This is a genomic window from Moorella thermoacetica (assembly GCF_001267405.1).
In the GTDB taxonomy this organism is placed as follows: domain Bacteria; phylum Bacillota; class DSM-521; order Neomoorellales; family Neomoorellaceae; genus Neomoorella; species Neomoorella thermoacetica.
In genome coordinates this window covers 1,140,291-1,163,048 of record NZ_CP012369.1, presented here as the reverse complement: position 1 = coordinate 1,163,048, position 22,758 = coordinate 1,140,291, and the positions used below count along the sequence as shown (strand labels likewise).

Here is a 22,758-nt window from a genome sequence, read left to right as displayed (position 1 = left end):
AACACCATCATCGAACAATAAAAGGCTAGTAGTAGAGGGCCTCCGCGCCCCCATCTACCTGTGGCCGTCCTGCGTTCCAGTTCCCGGAAGAACATCTAGGGCATACCCGGGATTATGGTCTAGCGCCAACATACCGCGTTCCATCACGGTAAATAAGGGGAACATAAGCCCAGCTATAAAGAACCCGGCAAGGACAATCTGCCGGGTCTTTGGGTTTTAGTACCGCGTTCCCGCGCCAGTATGGGCGTGCGGGTAGGCTTGCAGGGAAAATTATATATAAAGCCGTTTTATCTCCACCTAATCCTCCTCTAGTCCACTCCTTCCAGCCAGGGCGGGTTTATTTTTACTTGCCAGGAGCCACCATAAAGTTTATACAGTATGGTGGCTATTAAACATAAACAACCTTCGCCCTGACCGCCAAAATCACCTTGGGAGTTTAGAAGAGATGCAGCGTATAAACACCCGCTTGCTACCTGTAACAATAATTGCCCTCCTGCTTTGCATGGCTACATTTTTAAATACGGCCCTTGCCGCCTCGCCGCCGGCCAAGCAAATAATTTTAACCCCGGGATCAACGGAGATCTGGGTTGACGGGGAAAAAGCAACCCTGCCAGCGGCACCCTATGTTTCTGACGGCGTTCTCATGGTCCCCCTGAGGAGGCTGGCTGACGAACTAGGCTTTACGGTCCAATGGCAAGAGGGACCACCCCAGTCTATTGTCGTAAATTCCGGCAACCTGCGGGCGGAAATGTACCCGGGCACCTGGGTAGTCTTTCTTACGGGTTCTGACTACCGGGCCGTAATCCTTCCGGCCGAGGTCCAGCAAAAAGATGGCCTCATCTTTGTTCCCACCGCTTTTTTCCAAGATGCCTTCCGGGTACCGATGGCAGAAAGTAAAGGAGAAAAGGGAGTTTACCTTTTGGGAAGCGATAATCAGCCGCCGACTGCTTATTTTGACGTCCAGGAGCCGGTGTATGCCGGGGAAGAAGTGAAGTACATAGACAAAAGTAGCGACGGTGACGGCGATGCAATTGTCGAACGCCAGTGGTTAAACAAGAAGAATATCTTCCCATCGCCCGGGGTTTATTCTGTTACCCTGAAAGTGAAGGACAGCCGTGGTAGCTAGAGCAAACCCTATGTGCGGGAAATAAAGGTCCTGCCGCGGCCGGCGACTGATGTTCCCCGGCCGGGAGAAATAGTAGAAAATATCATGGGCCAGGCCGAAAATACCTTGAAGCCCGTAAAGGCGGATAGTGGTCCCCGGTTGCTTTTTAGTGACGACCCGGAATACATAGAGAAGCCGGGTATCCTCTACCGGGATAAATTAAAAGGGGAAGGCAGGCTCTATTTCTGGCATGACGTTAACTCCCCAGGCTCATTGAAAGTGTATGTCCTGGCTATAAATACCAGCCCCAGGGAAGCAGAAGTCAGTATCCTTAAGGAAGGTTACGGTGGGCCTTCGAATAACGTATACCTTGTCGCCAGGACGGCCTTTACGGCTTACTACCATTCCCAGGGGCAGCGAAGGTATACCCTCAAACCAGGGCAAATTTTAGTGCTCAATCCCGGTGCCCCGGCAGCGGTACGCTATCAAGTGGTCCACGGCATTATCGACCTGAAAACCAGTGAGGAAATTACGGTGGCCTTTGTGGCCGTCCCGGCTACGGTAAATGTCTTGGAAGCCTACAGCCGGCTGGGAGTGCTTCCCAGGGACGGTGTGCACGTCCGGGGTACGTTTGCCGCAGCCGACAGGGAAATGACCATCGACCTCCGGGGGGCAAAGACCGGTTCCATTTTACTGGCTGACGGCAGCGATGATAAGTATATGGCCGGGGTGGATGGGATTACCGGTTCGTCGGTCTGGAACGCAGGTAATTACGGCATGCTCTACCGGCTAAAAATCAAATCAGATAAAAAAACAGGAGTTTATTTAATCCCTGCCGGGGGCAGTTTTGGGGGCACCCTGATTTTTAACGCCGGGGAGGTGTCGGTACCGTTAGAGGGCTTTATTTCCTCACCAGCCCAGGCTGTTTATCTTGGAACCACGGTCCCCGAGGGCATCACCGAGATGCTTTTTATGTCTCCCGGTGGTTCCTGCCTGCCGGTAAAGCTGTTGTTCAAGTGAGATAAATGACGACCCCCACCAGTGTTCCGCTCGACCACAGGCAGGCAATTAAGGTTTTTCCTATAAATCCCCTTCGCGCAAAGTTTACGCCCCGAACCGAGTCGCCCCCCACCTGTACCCTCCAGCCTCTTGCCTCAGCCTACAATTTCATGGTTCGCTGGCGGGGGCGCTAGCCCCAATGAGGGCTTCTTCTTAAATAGCGGGATAATAGGTGGCTATATGGAAGTCAGTTCAACGACGTGGCCATCCAGGTAAAGGAAGGCAAGGTATACTTTCAGTTCCGGAAGGCGTTCTTTTAATATCCTGGCAGCCAATTCCATATCTTGGCGCTGGCGGGCCAGTTGTTCTTCGACGGGCAGGTCGCCCAGGTTGTAGGCGCCACAGTCTTCGTGGTGAATTAAATAGACTTCTTTAATGTGATGGAGCCGGTAAGAATCCTCAACCAGGGTTAGTTTGCCTTCATTGAGGAAATTGCGGCTGGCGCCTGGAAGGGACAAGTAATCATACTTTCCGGCCAACCCCTTCTCCCGTAACCAAGCAGCAACAGGACCCTGAATGCGAAAATCCATACAGGTTAGAACACAGGCCTGACACTCAGCCATCTGGCATACCACCTCCGCTAACAATTATACCAGTATAAAGTTATAGCTGTCATCATCGCTATAAATCTTGAGGATTTTTACCTGCGTGAGGGCGGCCAGGTAGATATCTTTAGTCTCATGAACGAGGGTTAGATGCCCTCCTTATTGGCAATTGCTGTCAATATATAAACTTCTTTAACCGCAACCCCCATCATGCGGCAGTTCCCTGTTCAATGGAAAGAGATGCTCCTCATGGCCAGAACGGCCTAAATAGACTTAGTAAGGGACAAAATGAAATTCAGCCACTACATTTTTCTTTAACTCCAGGCAGGAATCAGAGGATAAGGGGAGAATATTTAAAATAGGTTTCAATTAAACAGCTCAATAAAGCCAGTCTTAACTTCGTATATCCCCGGCAATAGGGACCGGGGGTTTCTACCAGGCAACCGCAAATTGCCCGGCTACGAAGGTATATCTTCGTTGCTGCGCGCCGGTTGCCTGGTTTTTTATAAACTCTATATGAAGGAGTGATCCACATGGGAGTGATCGGTGCTTCCCCCGCCAGAGGTGATGCCCGAGCCAAGGTCACCGGTGAGGCCATCTACCCGGCTGATATCGTCTTCCCGGGCATGATTTACGGCCAGGCTATTCGCAGCCCCCACCCCCACGCCAGGATTGTCAATATCGACACCGCCGCAGCCCTGAAGGTACCCGGGGTCCTCTGCGTGCTTACCGCCCGGGATATTCCCGGACACAACGGCCAGGGTGTTCTTTTCCAGGATATGCCCGTCCTCGCCGGAAACGAGGTGCGCTCGGTTAACGACGTCGTAGCCCTGGTGGGGGCTACCACCCCGGCGGCGGCCCGGGAAGGGGCCGCTATGGTAAAGGTGGACTATGAGGAACTACCGGCCCTCCTGGACCCGGTGGCCGCGATGCAACCGGGCGCGCCCCGGGTCCATCCCGACCAGGAGAATATTATTTACCACCTGCCCATCAGGAGGGGCGACGTGGCGGCCGGTTTCGCCGCTGCCGACGTGGTTGTGGAAAACACCTACCGTACCCAGCTCCTGGACCACGCCTTCCTCCAACCGGAAGCCGCAGTGGCCCGGCTGGACGAGCGCGGCCACCTTATAATCTATGTGGCCACCCAGTATGTCCACTGGGATCGGACGGAAGTAGCACGGGTGCTGGGCTGGAACCAGGATCGCGTCCGCATTGTGGCTCCGGCGGTGGGGGGTGCCTTCGGCGGCCGGGAAGATATGACCCTGCAGACCCTGGTGGCTTTGCTGGCCGTCCATACCCGCCGGCCGGCCAAAATGGTTCTCAGCAGGGAAGAATCCTTTTTCGCCCACAGCAAACGGCATCCCATGATTATGCGCTATAAGACCGGGGCTACACGCGAGGGGAAATTAACGGCCCTGGAAGCCGAAATTATCGGCGACAGCGGCGCCTATTGTTCCTGGGCCCCCAATGTACTGCGTAAGGCGGCCATCCATGCCACCGGGCCTTATGTCATCCCCAACGTCAAGATCGATGCCTATGCCGTCTATACCAACAACCCCTTTACGGGGGCTATGCGCGGCTTTGGCGCCACCCAGCCGCCCCTGGCTTATGAAAGCCAGATGGACGAACTGGCTGCGCAGCTGGGCATTCACCCCTTTACCATCCGCTGGCTCAACGCTTTCCGCCAGGGGGATGTAACCGCTACCGGCCAGGTCCTGGAAAGTAGCGTCGGTCTTACGGAAACTATGCTCCAGGCAGCCCGGGCTGCCGGCTGGTCCCCTGACAATTTGCTACCGGGAGGGAAGCTAGGATGAGTAAAAAACGTGGCACCGGCATGGCTTGCTTCTTCTACGGTACCGGCTACGGCAACGGGTTTCCCGATGTTTCCACGGCCAACGTGGAAATCCACGATGACGGTTCGGCCACCGTCCACACCGGGGCAGTAGACTGCGGCCAGGGCTCTAATACAGTCCTAGCCCAGATCGCTGCTGAGGAACTCGGTATCCCATACAACTGGGTAACAGTGGTCAGCGCCGACACCGACACCACCCCCGATGCCGGCACTACCGCGGCCACCCGCCAGACCTATGCCTCCGGCAACGCCGTGCAGGCCGCCTGCCGCCAGGCCCGGGAAACCCTTTTTGAGTACACCCGCACCATCTTAGGAGTCAACACCATCGCCGGCCTGGTGGCCAGGGATGGAGTTATCTACGTTAAGGGTTACCCGGAAAAGCATATAACCTATCCCGAAGCAGCCGCCCGGGCCCGCCTGGCCGGTTACCGGCTGGTAGGGCAGGGAACCTTCGTCACCCATACCACGGCCGTCGACCGGGAGACCGGCCAGGGAGCCCCCTACTGGCCCTATGCCTTCGGTACCCAAATTGCTGAAGTGGAAGTAGATACAGAAACAGGGGAGGTACGGGTTCTAAAGCTCGTAGCCGCCCATGATGTAGGCCGGGCCGTCAACCGTCAGGGGGTTGAAGGACAGATCGCCGGCGGCATCGGCCAAGGCGTTGGTATGGCCCTAATGGAAAAGGTGCACCTAAAGGAGGGGCGAATTATCAACAATTCCTTTTCCACCTATCTAATACCCACTACCCTGGATATGCCCGAGGTGCAGCCTTTAATCGTGGAATCCTATGAACCAACCGGCCCCTACGGTGCCAAAGGGGTGGGAGAACCGGCCACCATTCCCACTGTACCGGCCATAATTAACGCTATCTACGATGCTATCGGCGTCCGCATTACCGAGCTACCGGCTACACCGGAAAAAATTTTGGCCGCACTGCGGGCAAAAGAAGGAGAGAGACAATGACTATATTAATCAAAAACGGCACCCTGGTCACCATGAACCCCCAGCGGGAGGTGTATCAGGGAAACATCTATATTGAAGACGATCGCATTGCCGCCATCGGCCAGACGCCGGCCACCGCCGACCGGATCATCGAGGCTAAGGGCCAGTTAGTCATCCCCGGCCTCGTCCAGCCCCATATCCACCTCTGTCAGACCCTCTTCCGCGGCCGCGCCGACGACCTGGAACTCCTGGACTGGTTGCGCCTGCGTATCTGGCCCCTGGAGGGTGCCCACGATCCCGAGTCCCTTTATTACTCCGCCCTCCTCGGCATAGGTGAACTCTTCCTGAGCGGGACCACTACCATCGTGGATATGGAAACCGTCCACCATACAGAGGCAGCCATCGAGGCCATCGCCCAAAGCGGCATCCGAGCCATCACCGGCAAAGTGATGATGGATTTTGGCGAAGACGTTCCGGAGACCCTCAGGGAAACCACGGAGGCATCCCTGCAGGAGAGCGTCCAATTGCTTGAGAAGTGGCACGGGCACGATAACGGCCGCATCCAGTACGCCTTCGAGCCCCGCTTTGTGGTCTCCTGTACCGAGGAATTATTATTAAAGGTCCGGGATCTCGCCCGCAAGTACGGTGTTAAAATCCATACCCACGCCTCGGAAAACTTGGGTGAATGCGCCCTGGTGGAAAAGCTCCACCACCGGCGTAACGTCCTCTATCTTGACGATATCGGCCTCACCGGCCCCGGCCTCATCCTTGTCCACTGCATCTGGCTCGATGAAGAAGAGAAAGATATTCTGGCTCGCACTGGTACCAAGGTGGTTCATTGCCCTTCCTCTAACTTAAAGATGGCTTCCGGTATCTGCCCCGTACCGGATCTTTTGAGCCGGGGGACGGTGGTTTCCCTGGCCGCCGATGGCGCGCCCTGCAATAACAACCTGGACGCTTTCATGGAAATGCGGCTGGCGGCGCTAATTCAAAAGCCTGTCCACGGCCCTACGTCCATGCCGGCGTCTGTAATCTTTGAAATGGCCACCCTGGGTGGGGCCCGAGCCATGGGAATGGAAAAGGAAATCGGCAGCCTGGAAGTGGGGAAGAAGGCTGACCTGGCCCTGGTCTCCGTGGATGGCCTCCATACCCAGCCAGAAGACGGCGTTAACGTCTACACCCAGCTGGTCTACCAGGCTAAAGGGTCGGACGTCACCCTGACCATGGTCGACGGCAAAATCGTCATGGAGAAGGGCGAACTGAAGACCATAGATGTCGATGAAGTCCGGCGGAAGGCCAACCAGGCCATCCAGCGTGTCGCCCACAGAGCCGGGCTGGCTTAGCTTTTTAATACACATATAATCTGAATTAGTACCCCTGGACATCCTACCCAGGTTATGATAAAATAGCCTTAAAATGAATATGTTCCAGGCAAATACGGGAAGTCAGTGCAAATCTGACACGGTCCCGCCACTGTGAGGGGGAGCAGGCACCATAAGCCACTGGCCCACACTCAGCAAAATCCTGCCGTTACGGGTTAACTTCGTTCAGAAGTTAGCCGGGACGGTTTAGCTAAAGGGGTTGAGTGCTGGACTGGGAAGGCGGTGCGGTAGCTGTGAGCCCGAGTCAGGATACCGGTTGCCTGGGAAACCTTTACCCCTACGTCGGATAGGGGGTGGTTGGCCAGAATCATGGCAAGCAAACCCTCTGCTTTAGGTAGGAGCAGGGGGTTTTTAAATTGCATACAGAGTGGGTGCGCGGTCTCGAGTAGACCGGGCTTAAATTCAGCCGCCGGCAGGGGAGAGGTGGAGCAAAACGCCGCCTGGAAGCGGGGACTTGCAGCCACCGATGATGCCCGGCCAACAGGCTAGCCTGTCTGAATTCCACCAGGGGATTAACCCGGGGAGGTGGTGTATTGAGGCATGCCTGTTTGACGGCAGCACCATTCGCTCCCCGGCATTATTGCCGGGGATTTTAGTTTTCGCAAGGAGGGCATGGCCTCTTGATTTTGGTGGTAGGGAGTACCGGGGAGGGAAGGCAGTTAACCCGCAGCCTCCGGGAGGCCGGTTATCAAATTGTAACCTGGGCTGACAGTACCTACGGAGAGCAGCTGGCCCGGCAGGATGGGGCGGTAGCAATATTAACAGGTCCTTTTACGGAGGATAATCTAGCTGCCCTGGAGAGTAACAGGCAGTTGGAAGCAGTCATTGATGCCACCCTACCTTATCCCAACCATATATCCCGGACCCTGGAAGCCTGGTGCCGGCAACAACAGATATATTACCTGCGTTTTTTACGTGCCGAGACAAGGCTGCCGGATGACAATCTCATCTATCAGGTGGCCACCTGGGACGAAGCCGCTCGAACAGCCGCACGGCTGGGAGAGACCATTTTTTTAACAACCGGTACCAATAACCTGGAAGTTTTCGTCAAAAACCCGCTGCTAAAAGGCAAGCGAATCGTGGTCCGGGTATTACCTGAACACCAGGTAATTAAAAAATGCCAGGACTTGGGCTTGACGCCCCGCGACATTATCGCCATGCAGGGGCCTTTCTCCAAAGAAATAAATAAAGCCATGTTTAAAGCCTGCAAGGCTGGCGTCGTCGTCACCCGCGATGCCGGCCCGGCTGGCGGCACCGAGGCCAAAATCGCCGCCGCCCTGGCGCTAAAAATACCGGTAGTAGTAATCAAGCGGCCTGCCATTCAGTACCGTTACCCTGTCTATACAGTTTCTGAAGCCGTCGCCCTGCTGCAAAAGATAGCGCCTCCGCAATTAGATGTGGGAAATGAGACGTGAAGGGGGTACATACGATGTTCCGCCGTACAACCTGGTTAACACTGTATCTTCTCCTGGCTATGGCCGCGCTGGCCCGGCCGGCCTTTGCCATGCATATCGCCGAAGGCTTCCTGCCTTTCAATTGGGCCGCCTTTTGGTTTATCGTCGTCCTGCCCTTCTGGATCTGGGGCCTGCGCTCCATCCGGCATACCGTTAAAAGTAACCCCGGCCTGAAAATGCTCCTGGGCCTGGCCGGCGCCTATACCTTTGTCCTCTCGGCCTTGAAACTCCCTTCAGTGACCGGGAGCTGTTCCCATCCTACCGGCATCGGCCTGGGGGCCGTTCTCTTCGGCCCGGCAGCCATGAGCATCCTGGGGGGCATTGTTCTCCTCTTCCAGGCCCTGTTACTGGCCCACGGGGGTCTTAGTACCCTGGGCGCCAACACCTTTTCCATGGCCGTCGTCGGTCCCTTTGTGGCCTACGGCCTTTACCGCCTGGTAAGAAAGCTCAAAGGGTCAATGCCCCTGGCCGTCTTCCTGGCTGCCACCCTGGGTGATTTGATGACCTATGTCACCACCTCCCTCCAGCTCGCCCTGGCTTTCCCGGCCCAGGCCGGGGGAGTGGTAGCTTCCATGCTCAAATTCATGGGCATCTTTGCCGTTACCCAACTACCTCTGGCCATCAGTGAGGGCTTTTTAACGGTCATCGTCTTTAACCTTCTGGCCACCTATAACAAAAACGACCTGGAGGAGCTGTCAATCATGCCGGGGAAGACGGCGGCTGAAGGTGGCCCCAGCCGGCAGTACAGCCGGTAAAAGAACGCCCGGAACGTCCCTATCGCAACACTTCAAATATGGCAGTTGTTCAGTGGAGCCACTCATGGGGGCTGGCGCCCCCATCACGATAAAAATCAAGCCACCCCCGCCGCCGAGCAAGGCTAAGCGCGAAGTTTGCTAGCCGAGAACCACCGGAGCCCGCAGACTGTACCATCCAGCCCATTAGAAGCTGGAGTACAGCCCAACCAGCAATCGCCATTTTTGCTAAAACCCTATTTTCGGAGGAGGCGTAATTAATGAGTACCGCCCATAAAAATTTCTTGTTACTCCTTATGGTTATTCTCCTGGCCGCAGTGCCTTTCCTCATACACCGGAGCGCGGAGTTTGCCGGTGCCGACGACCGGGCGGCAGAGGCCATCACCCAGATCCGTCCCGACTATAAGCCCTGGGTTAAACCTGTCTGGGAACCGCCCAGCGGGGAAGTGGAAACCTTCCTTTTTGCCTCCCAGGCAGCCATCGGCAGCGGTATCGTCTGCTACTTCCTGGGCTACAGCAAGGGCAAGAAACAGCAGGAGTCAAAGTAGATGTTTAACATTGACCAGTACGCCTACAGCAACCGCCTCAAACAGGTTCACCCGGGCGAAAAAATGGCTTTTGCCCTGGCAACCCTCCTGATCGCCCTGGTGGCGCCCCAACCCGCCTTACCGGCCATCATCATCGCCCTGATGGCCGGGGCTAGCATTGGGGCTGCCGGCATCCCGGCCCGGTTTTACCTGCAGCTTTTCCTGATACTCTTGTCTTTTTTGATAGCCGGGGTGGCCATGATCGCCCTCACCATTACCAACCAGCCCCTGGCCGGGTTAAAGGGTCTGACTCTCCTGGGCTGGACTCTGGGAGTCACTCCCGCCAGTATCCACTTGGCCGGAAAAATTTTTTTCAAGTCCCTGGGAGCCGTATCCTGCCTTTACTTTCTTTCCCTCACGACCCCCATGGTAGATATCCTGACCGTGCTTAAGAAACTCCGCGTCCCGGCCCTGCTGGTGGACTTAATCAGCCTTACTTACCGCTTTATTTTTGTCCTCCTGGCAACCGTCAACGACATATATACCGCCCAGGCTGCCCGCCTGGGCTATGCCTCCCTGCGCACATCTTATCACTCCCTGGGACAGCTGGTAGCCAACCTTTTTATCAAAACCCACCGCCGTTCCCAGGAATTGTTTACCACCCTGACGGCCCGCGGCTATGGGGAAGAGCTGCAAGTGCTCGAAGTTCCCAAACCTTTCTCGTGGCCTTTTTTATTCCTGGCTGCCGGCCTCGATCTCGCCCTGCTGAGCCTGATGTTTATTACCTGGAGGTGGACCCTTTGGCCGCCCTTTTAGAAGCAGAAGCAGTTTCCTTTACTTATCCTGACGGTACCCGGGCCCTGCAAAATGTCACCTTGAGCATCCCGGAAGGGAAGAAGATCGCCGTCCTTGGTCCCAATGGCGCCGGCAAATCAACCCTTTTCCTCCATTTTAACGGTATCTTGAGACCCCAGGAGGGATGGATCTACTTTGCCGGAGCCAGGATCAGCTACAGCCATACCGCATTGCAGCAATTGCGCCAGCAGGTGGGCATCGTCTTTCAAGACCCTGACAGCATGCTTTTTGCCGCCAGTGTACGCCAGGAGATATCCTTTGGTCCCTTAAACCTGGGGCTGTCAAAGGAGGAGGTACTGGCAAGGGTCGAGGCGGCCATGGCAGCTACGGGGGTAAAAGACCTGGGGGATAAACCGACCCATTTTTTGAGCTACGGCCAGAAAAAGCGGGTGGCCATCGCCAGCGTCCTGGCCATGGAACCCCGGGTAATCATCTTTGACGAGCCCACGGCCTATCTGGACCCGCGCTCAACGCGGGAAGTGATGGCCTTGCTGGAGACTATCAGCCGCAAAGGGACGACAATTATTCTATCAACCCATGATGTGGACATTGCCTATACCTGGGCCGACTATATCTATGTCCTGGCCGCGGGCCAGGTAATCGGCGCCGGGACGCCGGCTGAAGTCTTTAGGGATGCCCCTCTCCTGGAAGCTGCCGACCTGGCCCGGCCATGGTTGCTGGATGTCTATGAGGACTTAAAAAACAAAGGCTGGCTGCCGTTAGAGGCGCCAGTCCCGAAGAGTAGAGACGAGCTCCTGGCTCTCATTCCTTATCGTTCCAGGTCCCGACTGGCTATTTAAGGGTGTTTTCTGTTTTTCTTGCCGGCAGGAGTTGCAGAGTGGCCGCCTGATTGCGCAGGCGAAGATTTTCTTTGAATTCAATCAAGATCGATAGTAGTTCATGGAGAAAGGGACTGCCAAAGGTCGCCATCAAACCCACAGTCAGCATATTAATTAATAAATACAGAGCGGGAATGGTTGCTTTTAGGCCAGCAAAGGTATTGAGCCCCAGGAGCGCAAAAACATCTATTGAAGCGAAGCCGGCCAGCAAAGCGGAAATAAGGGCGTTAAATAAAACTACCCGGAGCTCCCGCTTTTTTTCTTCCTGGGGGTTGTCAAGGGGTTCGCCCAACCATGGCCAGTGGGCTTTAAAGAGGTCGGTAATGCCCTTCGCAGCCGCGAAAACCGCCCCGATAATGGTAAAAAAGCGGCTGAGATCTTCCATGTACATTTCCCCCCTTTCCCGGACCTATTGGTTTTCTTCTCTTTGTCAGGTATGGGTAGAACCGGGCCTTACCCCGCATAAAAGAGCGGGTTTACCTTATCCTATGCTGCATTGAGGGGAGATGCTAAAGGGTTTTCTGAGCCTATGTATTATTAAAGCAAAGTTTAAGGGTATCACGTCAGCAAAAAGCACAGCAGTAAAGAGGAGTGCATACCTTTGTTATCCTGGACGGTTATCCTGACAGGCATCTTTATGGCTTACGCTGTGGGTTCCCTTGCAGGCGGTCATTTTTTAAGTAAAATCTTGTATAATGCTGATGTGCGCCAGGTAGGGAGCGGTAATGCCGGCACCATGAACGTGCTCCGCAACCTGGGTATCGCCGCCGGTATAATGACCTTCATCTGGGATACAGCCAAGGGCTTCCTGGTGGTAACCCTGGGGCTGAAGGGGGGCGGGGCTGAACTTGGTGTCCTCATGGCCCTGGCGGCTGTTGCCGGCCACAACTGGCCCCTTTACTGGCGGTTTCAGGGCGGTAAGGGCCTGGCCACCAGTCTGGGGGTGGCCCTGGCCGTCTATCCTGCCGCAGTGCCTCCAGGAGCTGCTCTCATGGGTTTGCTAACCTTTCTGACCCGCAATACCGACCTGGCCACCCTTCTGACCTTTAGCGCTCTACCCATCTATTTCTGGTGGCGCGAAGGCCCGGGCTGTTATCTTGCCTTTGGCCTGGGCCTGGCAGCAATTATGCTCTTGCGGCACGGTCCCCTGGTAATCAGCCTTTTTTATAATCTAAAGGAGAGGCGTTAAGCCCATATTACACCCCCATTTCCAACCCTCCATTACCCGGAGACCCATACTTCCCGTCCTTCCCGCAGGATTTAACCCGGCTCCCATATGAATTACCAGGGCTTGACTTCATACCGAACTCCTTATTCTAAAGGTCGTTTCACCCCGGGGTTCCTCATACTGGACCTTGACTTCTTTGACTTCAGCCCAGGCCGGCCCCCGGCGGCATCGGTCAAGGAATTCTTTCACTTCAGCCTCCGGCCCCTCAACAACCCCCTCAACGCTACCATTATAGCGGTTGCGTACCCAGCCGTTAAGCTGCAAAGCTGCCGCCTGGCGGAGGACAAAATAACGAAACCCAACTCCCTGCACAAAACCTTTTACCAGGAAATGTGCTCTAACCAGGGACAAAGTGAAACCTCCCTCGAAAAATCTCAGTAAAAAGATAGCATAATCTGGTGAAGGGGACAACCCAGGTGACGCCGGGCAACCGGAAGGAGTATAATATATCCTGCCTATAAAAGGAGGGGCCATCACTTGTCTTTACCCTTACCCGCTCCCAAAACCTCAACATCAATCAAAGACCATCTGAGCTTACTTCTCACGGTTACCATCTGGGCCAGCACCTTTATCAATATCAAGATAGTCCTCCTCCAGGTGCCCCCCAACACCCTGGCTTTTTTACGCTTCCTGGTGGCCAGTATTGTTCTGGGTCTTCATCTTATCTGGCGTCGCCAGCCATTTGTGAAGCGACAGGACTGGCCCCTGGCAGGCCTGACAGGTTTAACTGGTATCACCCTCTATAATTTCCTGCAAAACCAGGGATTAAAGTATGCCGGCGCCACCGATGCTGCCATTCTGGCAGCCATGGCGCCGGTGTTTATCGCCCTGCTGGCCTGGTTATTGCTGAGGGAAAGGATATCCCGGCGCCAGGTGGCAGGCATTATCATGGCCTTTAGCGGCTCGGTCCTGGTGGCCACCAACGGCTCCCCGGAAGGACTGGTTTTAAACCCGGCCCGATTGTATGGCGATCTCCTCGTCCTCCTTACGGGCCTCTCCTGGGCGGTCTATAGCATCAGCCTTAAACGGCTGCTTAATCGTTATACGCCGGTTACTGTCCTGACCTGTTCGACAATAGCAGGTACCATTTTCTTGTTCCCCCTGGCCCTCCTCGAATCTCCTATAAATTGGGCAGCCGTTGATATCTCCTGCTGGCTCAACGTCTTGTACCTGGGTTTACTGGCTTCCGCCCTGGCGTACTTGATCTGGAATACCGTCCTCACCAGGGTGCCAGCCGTTACCGCCGGGGTTTACCTGTACCTGTTGCCGGTTATAACTGCCATTATTGCCGCTCTTTTTCTCCGGGAAATACCCGGAACCTTTACCATAACCGGGGGCATTATTGTCCTGCTTGGCACTTATCTGGCCGGCAAGTGAGGGGTAGAAGGTATGCCAAGATACAGGACGGGGTTACCGGTGCAGTATCATAGCTATTTTAAGCTCTGGGGCAGGACTTAAAAGGGTTTTGTAGAAAATAATTAACTGGTAACCTGGAAAAGCTAAGCCATGCTGGAAGCAGCAGGCACACCCATGAGTACCCGGGAGGTAGAAAAATGGCAGAGAACATGAAGGAAAAGTTAACCCGTGATATGAAAGAGGCCCTCAAGGCCCATGACAAAATCAGGCTCCAGACTATCAGGATGGTGCTGGCCAGTATTAAAAATGTCGAGATCGATAAGCAACACCCCCTCAGCGAAGAGGAGATTGCCGGTGTTATACAAAAGGAAATAAAGATGCGGCAGGATTCTCTGGAACAGTTCTCCAGGGGCGGCCGGGAGGATCTGGTCGAACAAACCCGGACTGAACTAAAGGTCCTGGAGGATTATTTACCCCGGCAGCTCACGGAAGCTGAACTCAAGGAAATAATTCAGCAAACCATCCAAGAGACAGGGGCCACCTCGAAGAGGGAAATGGGGAAGGTTATGGCAGCCCTGATGCCTAAAATCCGCGGCCGTGCTGATGGCCGAAAAGCCAACGAGCTGGTCAAAGAGATCCTGGCCTCCTGAATGGCTGCCAGGGGAATTCTACCTTGCCTTCCCTGTTTGCATTCCCAGGAACTAATAATCAGGAGGCAGGTAACCCTTGGCTAAACGTCTGACAACCCGCGGTTCGGCCTGCCTGGTTTGGGATACAAAAACGGCAGGAGAAATCCATCAGGGTAAATATGCCTTACAACCAAAAGAACTGGTTATACCAACGGCAGGAAATGGCCTGGACCGGCAGCAATCCTTATTATCAGAGTCAGAAGGCAACCTCCTAATCCAGGGCGACAACCTCCAAGCCATGCAGGGGCTCCTGGACAGGGGATATGAAGGTAAAATCCATCTTATTTATATCGATCCACCTTTTTTCAGCCAGGACAATTACAGCCACCGGGTTCCCCTCGCCGGGACGGCCGCCGGCCAGGAACGCCGGGTCATAGAACGGGCGGCCTACCGGGACACCTGGAGGGGGGGAATTGATGCCTATCTGGATATGCTGTACCCCCGGCTCCAGCTGATGAAAAGGCTACTGGCGTCGAATGGTAGCATTTACGTTCATCTGGATGCCAGTATCAGCCACTATATTAAGGTAATAATGGATGAAATCTTCGGTCCGGAATGTTTCCAGCGGGAGATTATCTGGCGTATTGGCTGGATCTCCGGTTATAAAAGCGCTGCCCGCAACTGGGTTCGTAATCACGATACCCTGCTTTTCTATGTCAGGGACCCGGCCAGGTTCACCTTTAATAAAGAGTACCTTCCCTACCCGCCCGGCTACCGGCGACGCGGCAGCCGGGAAACAAAGGGGAAGGGTTATCCTCTGGATGACGTCTGGAATGCCAATCCATTCGAATTTGAATTAAAAGGGGAAGAAAGCCTGGATTCCATCCAGATCAAAAGCTTTTCCCGGGAGAAGACTGGCTTTGCCACCCAAAAAAACCTTAGCCTCCTCCGGCGGATTATCAAGGCTTCTTCCAACCCCGGAGACCTGGTGGCTGACTTTTTTTGCGGTTCCGGTACCACTCTGGTGGCCGCCGAAGCCCTGGACCGGAAATGGCTGGGTTGTGAAATAGGGTGGACCGGTCTTCAGGTAGCCCGCAAGCGTCTGGTAGCGGCAGGAGCCGGCCCCTTCTTTATTGAGGTAGTGCAGCCGGCAAACCAGCCAGCCGCCGGTTTAGCGCCTGTCGTTCTCTATCAAAACGACTCGGGAACCGTTGCCCAGAGACTGCCCCGTTTGCTGGCGAAGGCGACTAGAACCCCGGTGGATAACGGCCTGGAAGAGGTGACCATCGACCTGAAAGGGTATCACCTGCCGGCAATTCCGGCCAACCGGTTATCCCGTAAAGGTAGGAGCGACCTGAAGACGGCCACAAGAGCCAGTCGGGAGAATTTCGCCCTTATTATCGATTATTGGGCCGTGGACTGGGATTACGACGGGCGTATTTTTAAGAGCAGTTGGCAGGCGTGGCGGGGTTACAGCAAAAACGAACCGCCAGTACCGGTCCAGGCCCGGGCCATCCTGGCAGCAAAAAAAGAAAGGACCATTGCCGTCCAGGTAGTTGATATTCTGGGAAATGAGATTCTAACTGTCATAGAAACGGGTAAGCCCTGACACTGCCAGGGCTCATACATGAGAAGGTGAACATGCGGATAAAAAGTCTGCTGTGAATTTCATGAACAAAGGAAGGAGCTAAAGTAAAATGGATACCATCCTGAAGTCCATCCTTGCCCGCCGGAGTATCCGCAGGTATACTGGCGAACCTGTCGCCACCGGGGATATCAAAGAGCTCCTGGAAGCAGCCATGAGCGCCCCCTCAGCCGGCAATGAGCAGCCCTGGCACTTCGTAGTCATAACTGACCGGCGGATATTGGATGAGATCCCGAAAGTACATCCTTATTCCCAAATGCTGAAGGAAGCTCCGGCAGCTATCCTGGTTTGCGGCGATCTGCAACGGCAAAAACATAAGGGTTACTGGGTGCAGGACTGCGCCGCGGCTACCGAGAATATCCTCCTTGCCGCCCAGGCCAAGGGGCTGGGCACCGTGTGGCTGGGAGTTTACCCCCGCGAAGAAAGGGTTGCCGGTTTACAAAAACTCCTGGGCCTTCCCGAGCATATAATACCTCTTTCCCTGATTGCCGTTGGGCACCCGGCTGAAAACAAACCCCCGGCTAACCGGTTCGACCCCTCCAGGGTCCACCTGGACCGGTGGAATAATCCCATGCAACTTTAAGCCCGTCGTAACTAGCACTGGTGAGATACTCCGTGACCAGGTAGTATACGCGTCGAAAGTCGTCATGGGAGGCAGGGGGGCCATCGTTCGCGAATTACATCGGCGCAAACCTTCAAGCTCTTTAATGGAATGATTCCCTACAGGCCTCTAAAATGCCGAGGAAACACGACAGGTGGGGAGGAGTCACTATTGAAAATTGCCCGGGAATTAACACGCTGGAAAACCCGGCCCAGGAAAGACTGCTGGCAGAATCGGCCTATCAGGACAGTGGTCTGGTATTCGTCAACAAGTTGGATGTGTAGGATGCCGTCGCAAAATAGCCTTCCCTCATCTTAATTTCAGGGAAGGCTAGCTTTAAAAGGATATTTAGCGCCTCAGGGCTACATCTCCCTGGCGTTGTCGTCAAACTATCGTCAGTTGCCGTTTATTATGGAGGCCTCCGTATCCCGGAGGCCTTGGATATTTCTGGAGCCAACGAGGGGATTCGAACCCCTGACCTGCTGATTACAAGTCAGCTGCTCTACCAGCTGAGCTACGTTGGCATACTACAGTGGTCGGGATGACAGGATTTGAACCTGCGACCCCCTGCTCCCAAAGCAGGTGCTCTCGCCAAACTGAGCTACATCCCGCTGCTAACACACCTATTTTATCACGCCCGGCTCCGGCACGCAATACTTTAATGCTCGCCGGGGGGAAATTATCGCTCCTGACCAGGGAAGCTATGGCGCCGGCAGCCGCAAGTATGGCTCCAACAAGGAAGGCGGACTTCATGCCAGCCATAAAGGCCGCAGTTGCACTTCCGGGCCCCCAAGCTACCAGCTTAGCTGAACGCTGCCACGTAAACACCCCGCTGCTCACGGCGATACCCAAGACCATCCCCACGTTGCGGACTGTGGCCAGGACACCGGAACCTATACCCAGACGATGGCGAGGGACACTACCCATAACAGCGCTATTATTGGGAGATTGAAAAATACCGGTACCAAGTCCGAAGAGGCAAAGACGCCAGATGATATCAAAGGCCCGGGACGTAACCTTCAGACCCACCATCAGGAAAAGGGCCAGACTGACGATGGCCTGGCCGGTAAAAGCCAGCCAACGGGTCCCCAGGCGATCTGATAAGGCACCGCTCACGGGCGCCAACATTAAAACCACCAATGGGGAAGCCGTAAGAATCAAACCGGTATGCCCGGCGGTATAGTTTAATATCTGCTGTAAATAGAAGGGGAGCAAAAAAATTAGGGCATACTGGGACATAAAATTCATCAAGGCGGCAAAATTGGCGGCGCTGAAGACTTTATTGTGAAAAAGGGTTAAATCAAGCATTGGCTCCTGCACGCGTTTTTCCCAGCGTAAAAAAAGCCACCCGCCAACAAGAAATACCACGCTTAACACCAGGGTAGCCGGCGAGGTCCAACCCCACTCTTCGCCATAACTCCCGGCCAGGAGGAAAGCACTCAAGGAAATAAAGCCCATAGCCGCGCCAATGAGATCAAATTGTTGCGGTTTTAAATCCCTGGATTCCGGTACTACCTGCCGGCACATAATATAACTGATGATCCCGATGGGAATGTTAATGGTGAAAATAGCCTCCCAACCGGCCACCGTAACCAGAAAACCGCCCAGGGTCGGTCCCAAAGCCAGACCTACGGCAATAATCATCCCGTTGGTTCCAAGGGCACGACCGCGCTCGTAGGGCGGAAATACTGAGGTAATTATGGCCGGGCCCATGGCCATAAACATGCCCGCCCCGATAGCTTGGACAGCCCGGAAAACTATGAGAACCCAGATATTGGGTGCCAGGGCGCAAATGCCGGATGCTATTGTAAATATGACAATACCCGTTAAAAGCACCCGGCGAAAGCCGTACATATCTCCCAGTCGACCATAGGTCAAGATTAAACTTCCCAGGACCAGAAGATAGGCCATGGATACCCAGCCTACGGTATTTAAGTCAACATTAAAAACTCGTCCTATAGTGGGTAGGGCAACGTTGACAACACTGCCGTCAATGGGCCCCATAATCCCGGCGGCCATAACAGCAAATAGTATGAGCCAGCGCCGGGGATTCGGCGCCGGGTAAGCATCATTTTGCAACAATAAAAGACCTCCCTTATGGCCATACATAGATAAATATATTTTTCCATACCTTGGTTCACCCGTCAAGATAAATAAAATCTTGACATCTGAAGCTGGGTGGATTAATATAATAACAGTAATGATTATCAGAAAGGCAGGTAAAAAAATAATGGCAGTCTGGCAATGCACCCAATGCGGTTACGAAAAAGAGGCCCGTTGCAAGCCCCGGAAATGCCCCGAGTGTAGCGCCAAGGATTCCTTTACAAAAAAAGATGCGAGCAACTCCTAGCTCCCCCATGGGGAGCTTCTTTTTAGAAATAAAAATTATAAAGTTGTGTAGGGAGGAATGGCTGGCCCCCTCGGGGAGGAAAGAAGGGGGCCAGGTGTAATCCTGTTATACAGCGGTCCGCCTTGCTGGCAGGCAAGTACAGGAGGGCCTCTCTCCAATAACTAATTCCCTGCGGAAGCTCCTCTGGCCATGATTACCTCTAAATCATATTCCTCCGGCCTAAATTTTTCGAGGTCCAGTTCTTTTTGTATTTCGTACCAGAACTCTTCCCAATCGTCGGGTATTGTTTCAATCTGGGAGCTGATGATGTCCAACCACTTCTTCTCTCTGGAGGACACCTGAACTTCGCCCCGGGCCAGGCCCCGCTTAATGACCTCCGCCGCCAGGGCGGCCGCCTTTTTGGTCGCAATGAAAGCGTCCTTTTCCTTAACCAATTCCTGGCTGATCTCCAGCACTATGTCCGGCCTCAGGACGTAGGCCTGGGGATCCAGCCTGGAATCGGAGGCTGTCAGCCAGTCCCGCATCTTCAGGGCGAAGCTGCGCCCGTCCGCCGCCGCTTCGTTCATCAGCCGGCAGTCGTAGATGAGCTGTTCCGTGGATACCACGGGTGCCGGAGCGCTCAGCAGCTTGACGTTCTGGACGGATTCGTTGCTCCACATGTCGCACACACAGGCGGCGATGTTGCCGATGGCACTTAAATGGGCACATGCCGCCGTTTTGCCTTCCATGGAAATGGGTACCCCGGCGATGGCTTTCATGTATGGCCCCTCATAGCCGCAGTCCTTATCAGGCCCTATGGCACCCATTTCGAATGCCACCAGGCTCCTGGGGATGGTGGCCACCCTGTCCACTGCCGCAAACACCCTGGGGATCATTCCCTGTTCCGCCAGGGCGAGGGCGGTGTTAGCAAACCCGCATGCCGTATCTCCACCGGCTATAGCGCCGGTCCGTTCGGCGATCCTGACTATATTGGACCAGAGGAACCGCATGTCCCTGACCCCCAGGACACCCAGGGCAAAGATGGCCTTCCTGATGTTGCAGGTGACAAGCGCTTCATCGTGGACCTCCTTACCGCCCGTGGACTCGATGGAAAGGATATCAGCCCCGTCCTCGGCGCATTTCTCAAAGGTGATGAACATGTTTTCCAGGAGTTCGCCCCGTTTCATCAGCGGCGGCCTGAGAATCTCCCTGGTGTCGTTGGGGGTACACCTGAGGAGGCTTTTTAGCCCGTACTTATCCTCGTACTCGTGCATCTTGTCCCGCAGGATCTTGTTAATCTCGATCCCCCACTCGGGCTTCATGGTAGTCTCCGGGAGCAGTTCCAGTTCCACGATGATGCCGGGGGCGTACAGGTCCCTCGCCCTCTTTAAAATCCCCTCAATCATCTCCGCATACTGCCTTCTGACTTCGGGCATGGTGCTTTCCTCAATATTCATCGGCGGGAGGGTCATGTTGATCTCGGGGTAAACCGTCCCTGCGCCGATCACCATGCCGTTCTTTGCTTTTACGGGATGGGGCGCAATCCCGTAGACGAAATCATCCAGGGATTTGACCTCCAGTTCACTAAAGGTTTTAACAGGCTTGTAATCCATTATGGCTCCCTCCATAATTATTAATCCATGGTTCCGTGAGGGTCATCCGGCTATAGCCCGGGCTGCCGCCCGGGTTTCCTACTTCGACAGGTCTACCCGGCCGGCCGTCTTACTCAAGCAGCTGCCTGCAGAGCTCGGTGGCCGAAGCGGCGTCCGGAGCATACCCGTCGGCTCCGATCTCATCTGCAAAATCCTGGCTGAGGGGCGCCCCGCCGACGATTACTTTTACCCGATCCCTCAGCCCGGCGGCGATCAGGGCATCGATGGTTGATTTCATATTCATCATGGTGGTGGTTAACAGGGCGGACATGCCCACGATGTCCGGCTGGTACTTCTTTACCGCCTCTACGAATTTACCCGGTTCGATGTCCACCCCCAGGTTGTAAACCGTGAAGCCGCCGCTCTCCAACATCATGGCCACCAGGTTCTTGCCGATGTCGTGCAGGTCCCCCTTAACGGTTCCCAGTACGATTTTTCCCACGGACGGCATGTCAAAGGCTTGCTGGCTCTGCTTAACAACCTCCACCCCGGCGTTCATGGCGTTGGCCGACATTAAGACCTCAGGGACGAACATCTCGTTGTTCTTGAACAGGACGCCGACCCGGTCCATACCTGCGATCAGACCTTTATTGATCACTTCCAGGGGTTCCGCTCCGCCGCTCAACAAACTCCTGGTCAATTCCACCACCTGTGCTTCATCACCTTCAAATACCGCCTGGGAGAGTTCTTCATAAGTGGGCATTGCAAGAAATCCTCCTTCTTTTTAATGATTTAAATTATTTTGTTTAACCTTGTTTAACCGGTCGCCAAAGAAATGCAACCGATTTATTGCCGCGCTTCCGGAGCACCGCCGCTATCAATCACGCCTGTACAAACCGCTGCGGTGGGCCTTCAGGTAGCCGGCGCAGAAAGGATCCTTACCCAGCAATGCCCGGGAGGCATGGTAGAAACCCATCATCTCCCTGTCCAGGGGGTCCAGGATGTAGGAGTCCATACCGGCGGTCATAAGTTGTACCATGAAGACCTGATTCAGGATCCGCCTGTTGGGTAGCCCGAAACTGACGTTGCTGAGACCGCAAATAATGTGCACATCGGGATAAGCCTGTCTGATAAAGCCCACGGCTTCGAGCACTTCCAATCCCGCCTGGTCGCTGATGCTGAGCGGCTTCACCAGCGGGTCGATGTAGATGTCGCCCCTCTCGACACCGGCCGCTGTCAGGTTTTCTACCAGCTTCCTGACGATCTCGATTCGCTTCTCCGCGGTGGATGGTATCCCGTCGTTATCCATGCATAGGGCCACCACTCTGGCGTTAAATCTCTTCGCGAGGGGCAAAACTGCCTCGAATCGATCCGGTTCCGCGGTAATGGAGTTTAACATAGGCCGCCCCCTGGTCGCCAGCTTCAATCCTGTTTCCAGTACCCGGGGATCGGGGCTGTCGATACATAAGGGAACGTCCACTACCTCCCTCACGGTATTAACCAGCCAGGCCATGATCTCCGGTTCATTGTGAATCAGGGTTCCGCAGTTGATATCAATGTAATCAGCCCCGGCTTCAACTTGCTTCACCGCGATGTCGCGGATATAAGCGGCATCCTCCCTTTCAATTGCCTCTTTAATCGGTTTGCGACTGGTGTTGATCAATTCTCCCACAATGAGCATCGCATCTACCTCCCAACCCGGTTATGGATTAATCCAGCTTCCTTTATCGATAGAATTGTGCTAAACTTAAGTTCATAAGCCAGCTCCTGCCATCACATCCCTTTTGATAGTCTCAGATCCATCAGAACCATTTCCTGTACCCCCGCCTTGAATTATACGTTACTACAATATTAAGATCATGTTAAATAGGCAATAATTTGTGGCTAATTTATAGCGAATTGTCGTGTATAATTTATATTGACCGGTTCGGGTGGGGGCTCCCTTGCGGGAAGGGGGAGGAAGGTGTTCAGGTAGGAAGGTTCGGCCTCGCCGGAGGGAGTCCCCTTTAGTATACCGCAACCAACCGGGACGTTTTACGAAGGAATAAACAGGAAAGCCGGTGATA

At 54.6% G+C, this 22,758-nt stretch carries 23 protein-coding genes, 2 tRNA genes, 1 pseudogene and 2 riboswitches; of the genes and pseudogenes, 17 read left to right on the top strand and 9 right to left on the bottom strand.

What is annotated here, in order from left to right; translation table 11 throughout:
• Positions 1-445 precede the first annotated feature (445 nt).
• Complete coding sequence (locus MOTHE_RS13455; protein ID WP_053094779.1) at positions 446-1,126, top strand: stalk domain-containing protein; 681 nt, start codon at positions 446-448, stop codon at positions 1,124-1,126.
• Positions 1,127-1,138: 12 nt separating this feature from the next.
• Positions 1,139-2,125 (top strand): hypothetical protein, encoded by a 987-nt coding sequence (locus tag MOTHE_RS13450; protein ID WP_053094778.1) that lies wholly within the window; start codon positions 1,139-1,141, stop codon positions 2,123-2,125.
• Positions 2,126-2,340: 215 nt separating this feature from the next.
• Here the strand turns inward: MOTHE_RS13450 and MOTHE_RS05830 are convergent, their stop codons facing one another.
• Positions 2,341-2,727 carry a carbonic anhydrase gene (locus MOTHE_RS05830; protein ID WP_011392741.1) on the bottom strand — a complete coding sequence of 129 codons (387 nt, stop codon included), beginning with the start codon at positions 2,725-2,727 and terminating at the stop codon, positions 2,341-2,343.
• 361 nt (positions 2,728-3,088) lie between these two features.
• Positions 3,089-3,190: riboswitch (purine riboswitch) on the top strand.
• A 52-nt stretch (positions 3,191-3,242) separates the two neighbouring features.
• On the opposite strand from MOTHE_RS05830, the gene MOTHE_RS14020 reads away from it, so the two are divergent.
• The 8 genes from MOTHE_RS14020 (at position 3,243) to MOTHE_RS05790 (ending at position 11,273) form a co-directional block, all read left to right on the top strand.
• The gene (locus MOTHE_RS14020; protein ID WP_053094777.1) at positions 3,243-4,523 is read left to right on the top strand and encodes a xanthine dehydrogenase family protein molybdopterin-binding subunit; all 1,281 of its coding nucleotides are present in this window, start codon (positions 3,243-3,245) and stop codon (positions 4,521-4,523) included.
• Positions 4,520-5,524 (top strand): xanthine dehydrogenase family protein molybdopterin-binding subunit, encoded by a 1,005-nt coding sequence (locus tag MOTHE_RS14015; protein ID WP_011392739.1) that lies wholly within the window; start codon positions 4,520-4,522, stop codon positions 5,522-5,524. The genes MOTHE_RS14020 and MOTHE_RS14015 overlap by 4 nt, the downstream gene beginning before the upstream one ends.
• Positions 5,521-6,846: a 5'-deoxyadenosine deaminase gene (locus MOTHE_RS05815; protein ID WP_011392738.1), complete on the top strand. Its 1,326-nt coding sequence runs from the start codon at positions 5,521-5,523 to the stop codon at positions 6,844-6,846. Before MOTHE_RS14015 ends, MOTHE_RS05815 begins: the two co-directional genes overlap by 4 nt.
• Positions 6,847-6,915: 69 nt before the next feature.
• A riboswitch (cobalamin riboswitch) is annotated at positions 6,916-7,163 on the top strand.
• A 351-nt stretch (positions 7,164-7,514) separates the two neighbouring features.
• A complete protein-coding gene (cobK, locus tag MOTHE_RS05810) occupies positions 7,515-8,300 on the top strand; it encodes a precorrin-6A reductase (RefSeq protein ID WP_235551405.1) in 786 nt (261 codons plus the stop codon).
• A gap of 14 nt (positions 8,301-8,314) precedes the next feature.
• Entirely contained in the window at positions 8,315-9,094 is a 780-nt protein-coding gene (locus MOTHE_RS05805) for an energy-coupling factor ABC transporter permease (protein WP_235551391.1), read from the top strand.
• A 257-nt stretch (positions 9,095-9,351) separates the two neighbouring features.
• A complete protein-coding gene (locus MOTHE_RS05800; protein ID WP_053094775.1) occupies positions 9,352-9,639 on the top strand; it encodes an energy-coupling factor ABC transporter substrate-binding protein in 288 nt (95 codons plus the stop codon).
• Positions 9,640-10,434, top strand: a complete 795-nt coding sequence (gene cbiQ / locus MOTHE_RS05795) for a cobalt ECF transporter T component CbiQ (RefSeq protein ID WP_053094774.1) — start codon at positions 9,640-9,642, stop codon at positions 10,432-10,434. It abuts the gene before it with no gap.
• Positions 10,419-11,273: an energy-coupling factor ABC transporter ATP-binding protein gene (locus MOTHE_RS05790; protein WP_011392733.1), complete on the top strand. Its 855-nt coding sequence runs from the start codon at positions 10,419-10,421 to the stop codon at positions 11,271-11,273. The genes cbiQ and MOTHE_RS05790 overlap by 16 nt, the downstream gene beginning before the upstream one ends.
• Here MOTHE_RS05790 and MOTHE_RS05785 read toward each other — a convergent pair.
• Positions 11,266-11,697: a hypothetical protein gene (locus tag MOTHE_RS05785; RefSeq protein WP_025774693.1), complete on the bottom strand. Its 432-nt coding sequence runs from the start codon at positions 11,695-11,697 to the stop codon at positions 11,266-11,268. The genes MOTHE_RS05790 and MOTHE_RS05785 overlap by 8 nt on opposite strands.
• Positions 11,698-11,913: 216 nt before the next feature.
• Here MOTHE_RS05785 and MOTHE_RS05780 point away from each other — a divergent pair, with 216 nt between their 5' ends.
• A complete protein-coding gene (locus MOTHE_RS05780) occupies positions 11,914-12,501 on the top strand; it encodes a glycerol-3-phosphate acyltransferase (protein ID WP_011392731.1) in 588 nt (195 codons plus the stop codon).
• Between the two features lie 108 nt (positions 12,502-12,609).
• Here the strand turns inward: MOTHE_RS05780 and MOTHE_RS05775 are convergent, their stop codons facing one another.
• Entirely contained in the window at positions 12,610-12,891 is a 282-nt protein-coding gene (locus MOTHE_RS05775; protein WP_011392730.1) for an acylphosphatase, read from the bottom strand.
• Positions 12,892-13,017: 126 nt separating this feature from the next.
• Between MOTHE_RS05775 and MOTHE_RS05770 the strand changes: the two genes are divergently transcribed.
• The 5 genes from MOTHE_RS05770 to MOTHE_RS13270 all read left to right on the top strand — a co-directional run bounded on the left by MOTHE_RS05770 (position 13,018) and on the right by MOTHE_RS13270 (position 17,055).
• A complete protein-coding gene (locus tag MOTHE_RS05770) occupies positions 13,018-13,917 on the top strand; it encodes a DMT family transporter (RefSeq protein WP_011392729.1) in 900 nt (299 codons plus the stop codon).
• A gap of 176 nt (positions 13,918-14,093) precedes the next feature.
• A complete protein-coding gene (locus MOTHE_RS05765; protein ID WP_011392728.1) occupies positions 14,094-14,546 on the top strand; it encodes a GatB/YqeY domain-containing protein in 453 nt (150 codons plus the stop codon).
• Between the two features lie 76 nt (positions 14,547-14,622).
• Positions 14,623-16,134 (top strand): DNA methyltransferase, encoded by a 1,512-nt coding sequence (locus MOTHE_RS05760; RefSeq protein WP_053094773.1) that lies wholly within the window; start codon positions 14,623-14,625, stop codon positions 16,132-16,134.
• A gap of 88 nt (positions 16,135-16,222) precedes the next feature.
• Positions 16,223-16,753 (top strand): nitroreductase family protein, encoded by a 531-nt coding sequence (locus MOTHE_RS05755; protein WP_011392726.1) that lies wholly within the window; start codon positions 16,223-16,225, stop codon positions 16,751-16,753.
• Positions 16,754-16,905: 152 nt separating this feature from the next.
• Complete coding sequence (locus MOTHE_RS13270; RefSeq protein ID WP_158499100.1) at positions 16,906-17,055, top strand: hypothetical protein; 150 nt, start codon at positions 16,906-16,908, stop codon at positions 17,053-17,055.
• Positions 17,056-17,219: 164 nt separating this feature from the next.
• On the opposite strand, the gene MOTHE_RS05750 is transcribed toward MOTHE_RS13270, so the two are convergent.
• The 3 genes and pseudogenes from MOTHE_RS05750 to MOTHE_RS05740 all read right to left on the bottom strand — a co-directional run.
• Positions 17,220-17,295 (bottom strand) — tRNA-Thr (locus tag MOTHE_RS05750).
• A gap of 9 nt (positions 17,296-17,304) precedes the next feature.
• A tRNA-Pro gene (locus MOTHE_RS05745) sits at positions 17,305-17,382 on the bottom strand.
• Positions 17,383-17,647: 265 nt separating this feature from the next.
• Positions 17,648-18,775: pseudogene (locus MOTHE_RS05740) on the bottom strand (MFS transporter); the annotation flags it as partial.
• A gap of 226 nt (positions 18,776-19,001) precedes the next feature.
• On the opposite strand from MOTHE_RS05740, the gene MOTHE_RS14245 reads away from it, so the two are divergent.
• Positions 19,002-19,121, top strand: a complete 120-nt coding sequence (locus MOTHE_RS14245) for an RCKP-type rubredoxin-like domain-containing protein (RefSeq protein ID WP_373878625.1) — start codon at positions 19,002-19,004, stop codon at positions 19,119-19,121.
• Between the two features lie 161 nt (positions 19,122-19,282).
• Here the strand turns inward: MOTHE_RS14245 and MOTHE_RS05730 are convergent, their stop codons facing one another.
• The 3 genes from MOTHE_RS05730 to MOTHE_RS05720 all read right to left on the bottom strand — a co-directional run bounded on the left by MOTHE_RS05730 (position 19,283) and on the right by MOTHE_RS05720 (position 22,373).
• Positions 19,283-20,713, bottom strand: a complete 1,431-nt coding sequence (locus MOTHE_RS05730; RefSeq protein ID WP_053094772.1) for a methyltransferase MtaB domain-containing protein — start codon at positions 20,711-20,713, stop codon at positions 19,283-19,285.
• 109 nt (positions 20,714-20,822) lie between these two features.
• Positions 20,823-21,455, bottom strand: coding sequence for a cobalamin B12-binding domain-containing protein (locus MOTHE_RS05725; protein ID WP_011392722.1), 633 nt, complete (start codon positions 21,453-21,455; stop codon positions 20,823-20,825).
• Between the two features lie 114 nt (positions 21,456-21,569).
• A complete protein-coding gene (locus tag MOTHE_RS05720) occupies positions 21,570-22,373 on the bottom strand; it encodes a methyltetrahydrofolate cobalamin methyltransferase (RefSeq protein WP_053094771.1) in 804 nt (267 codons plus the stop codon).
• Positions 22,374-22,758 lie beyond the last annotated feature (385 nt).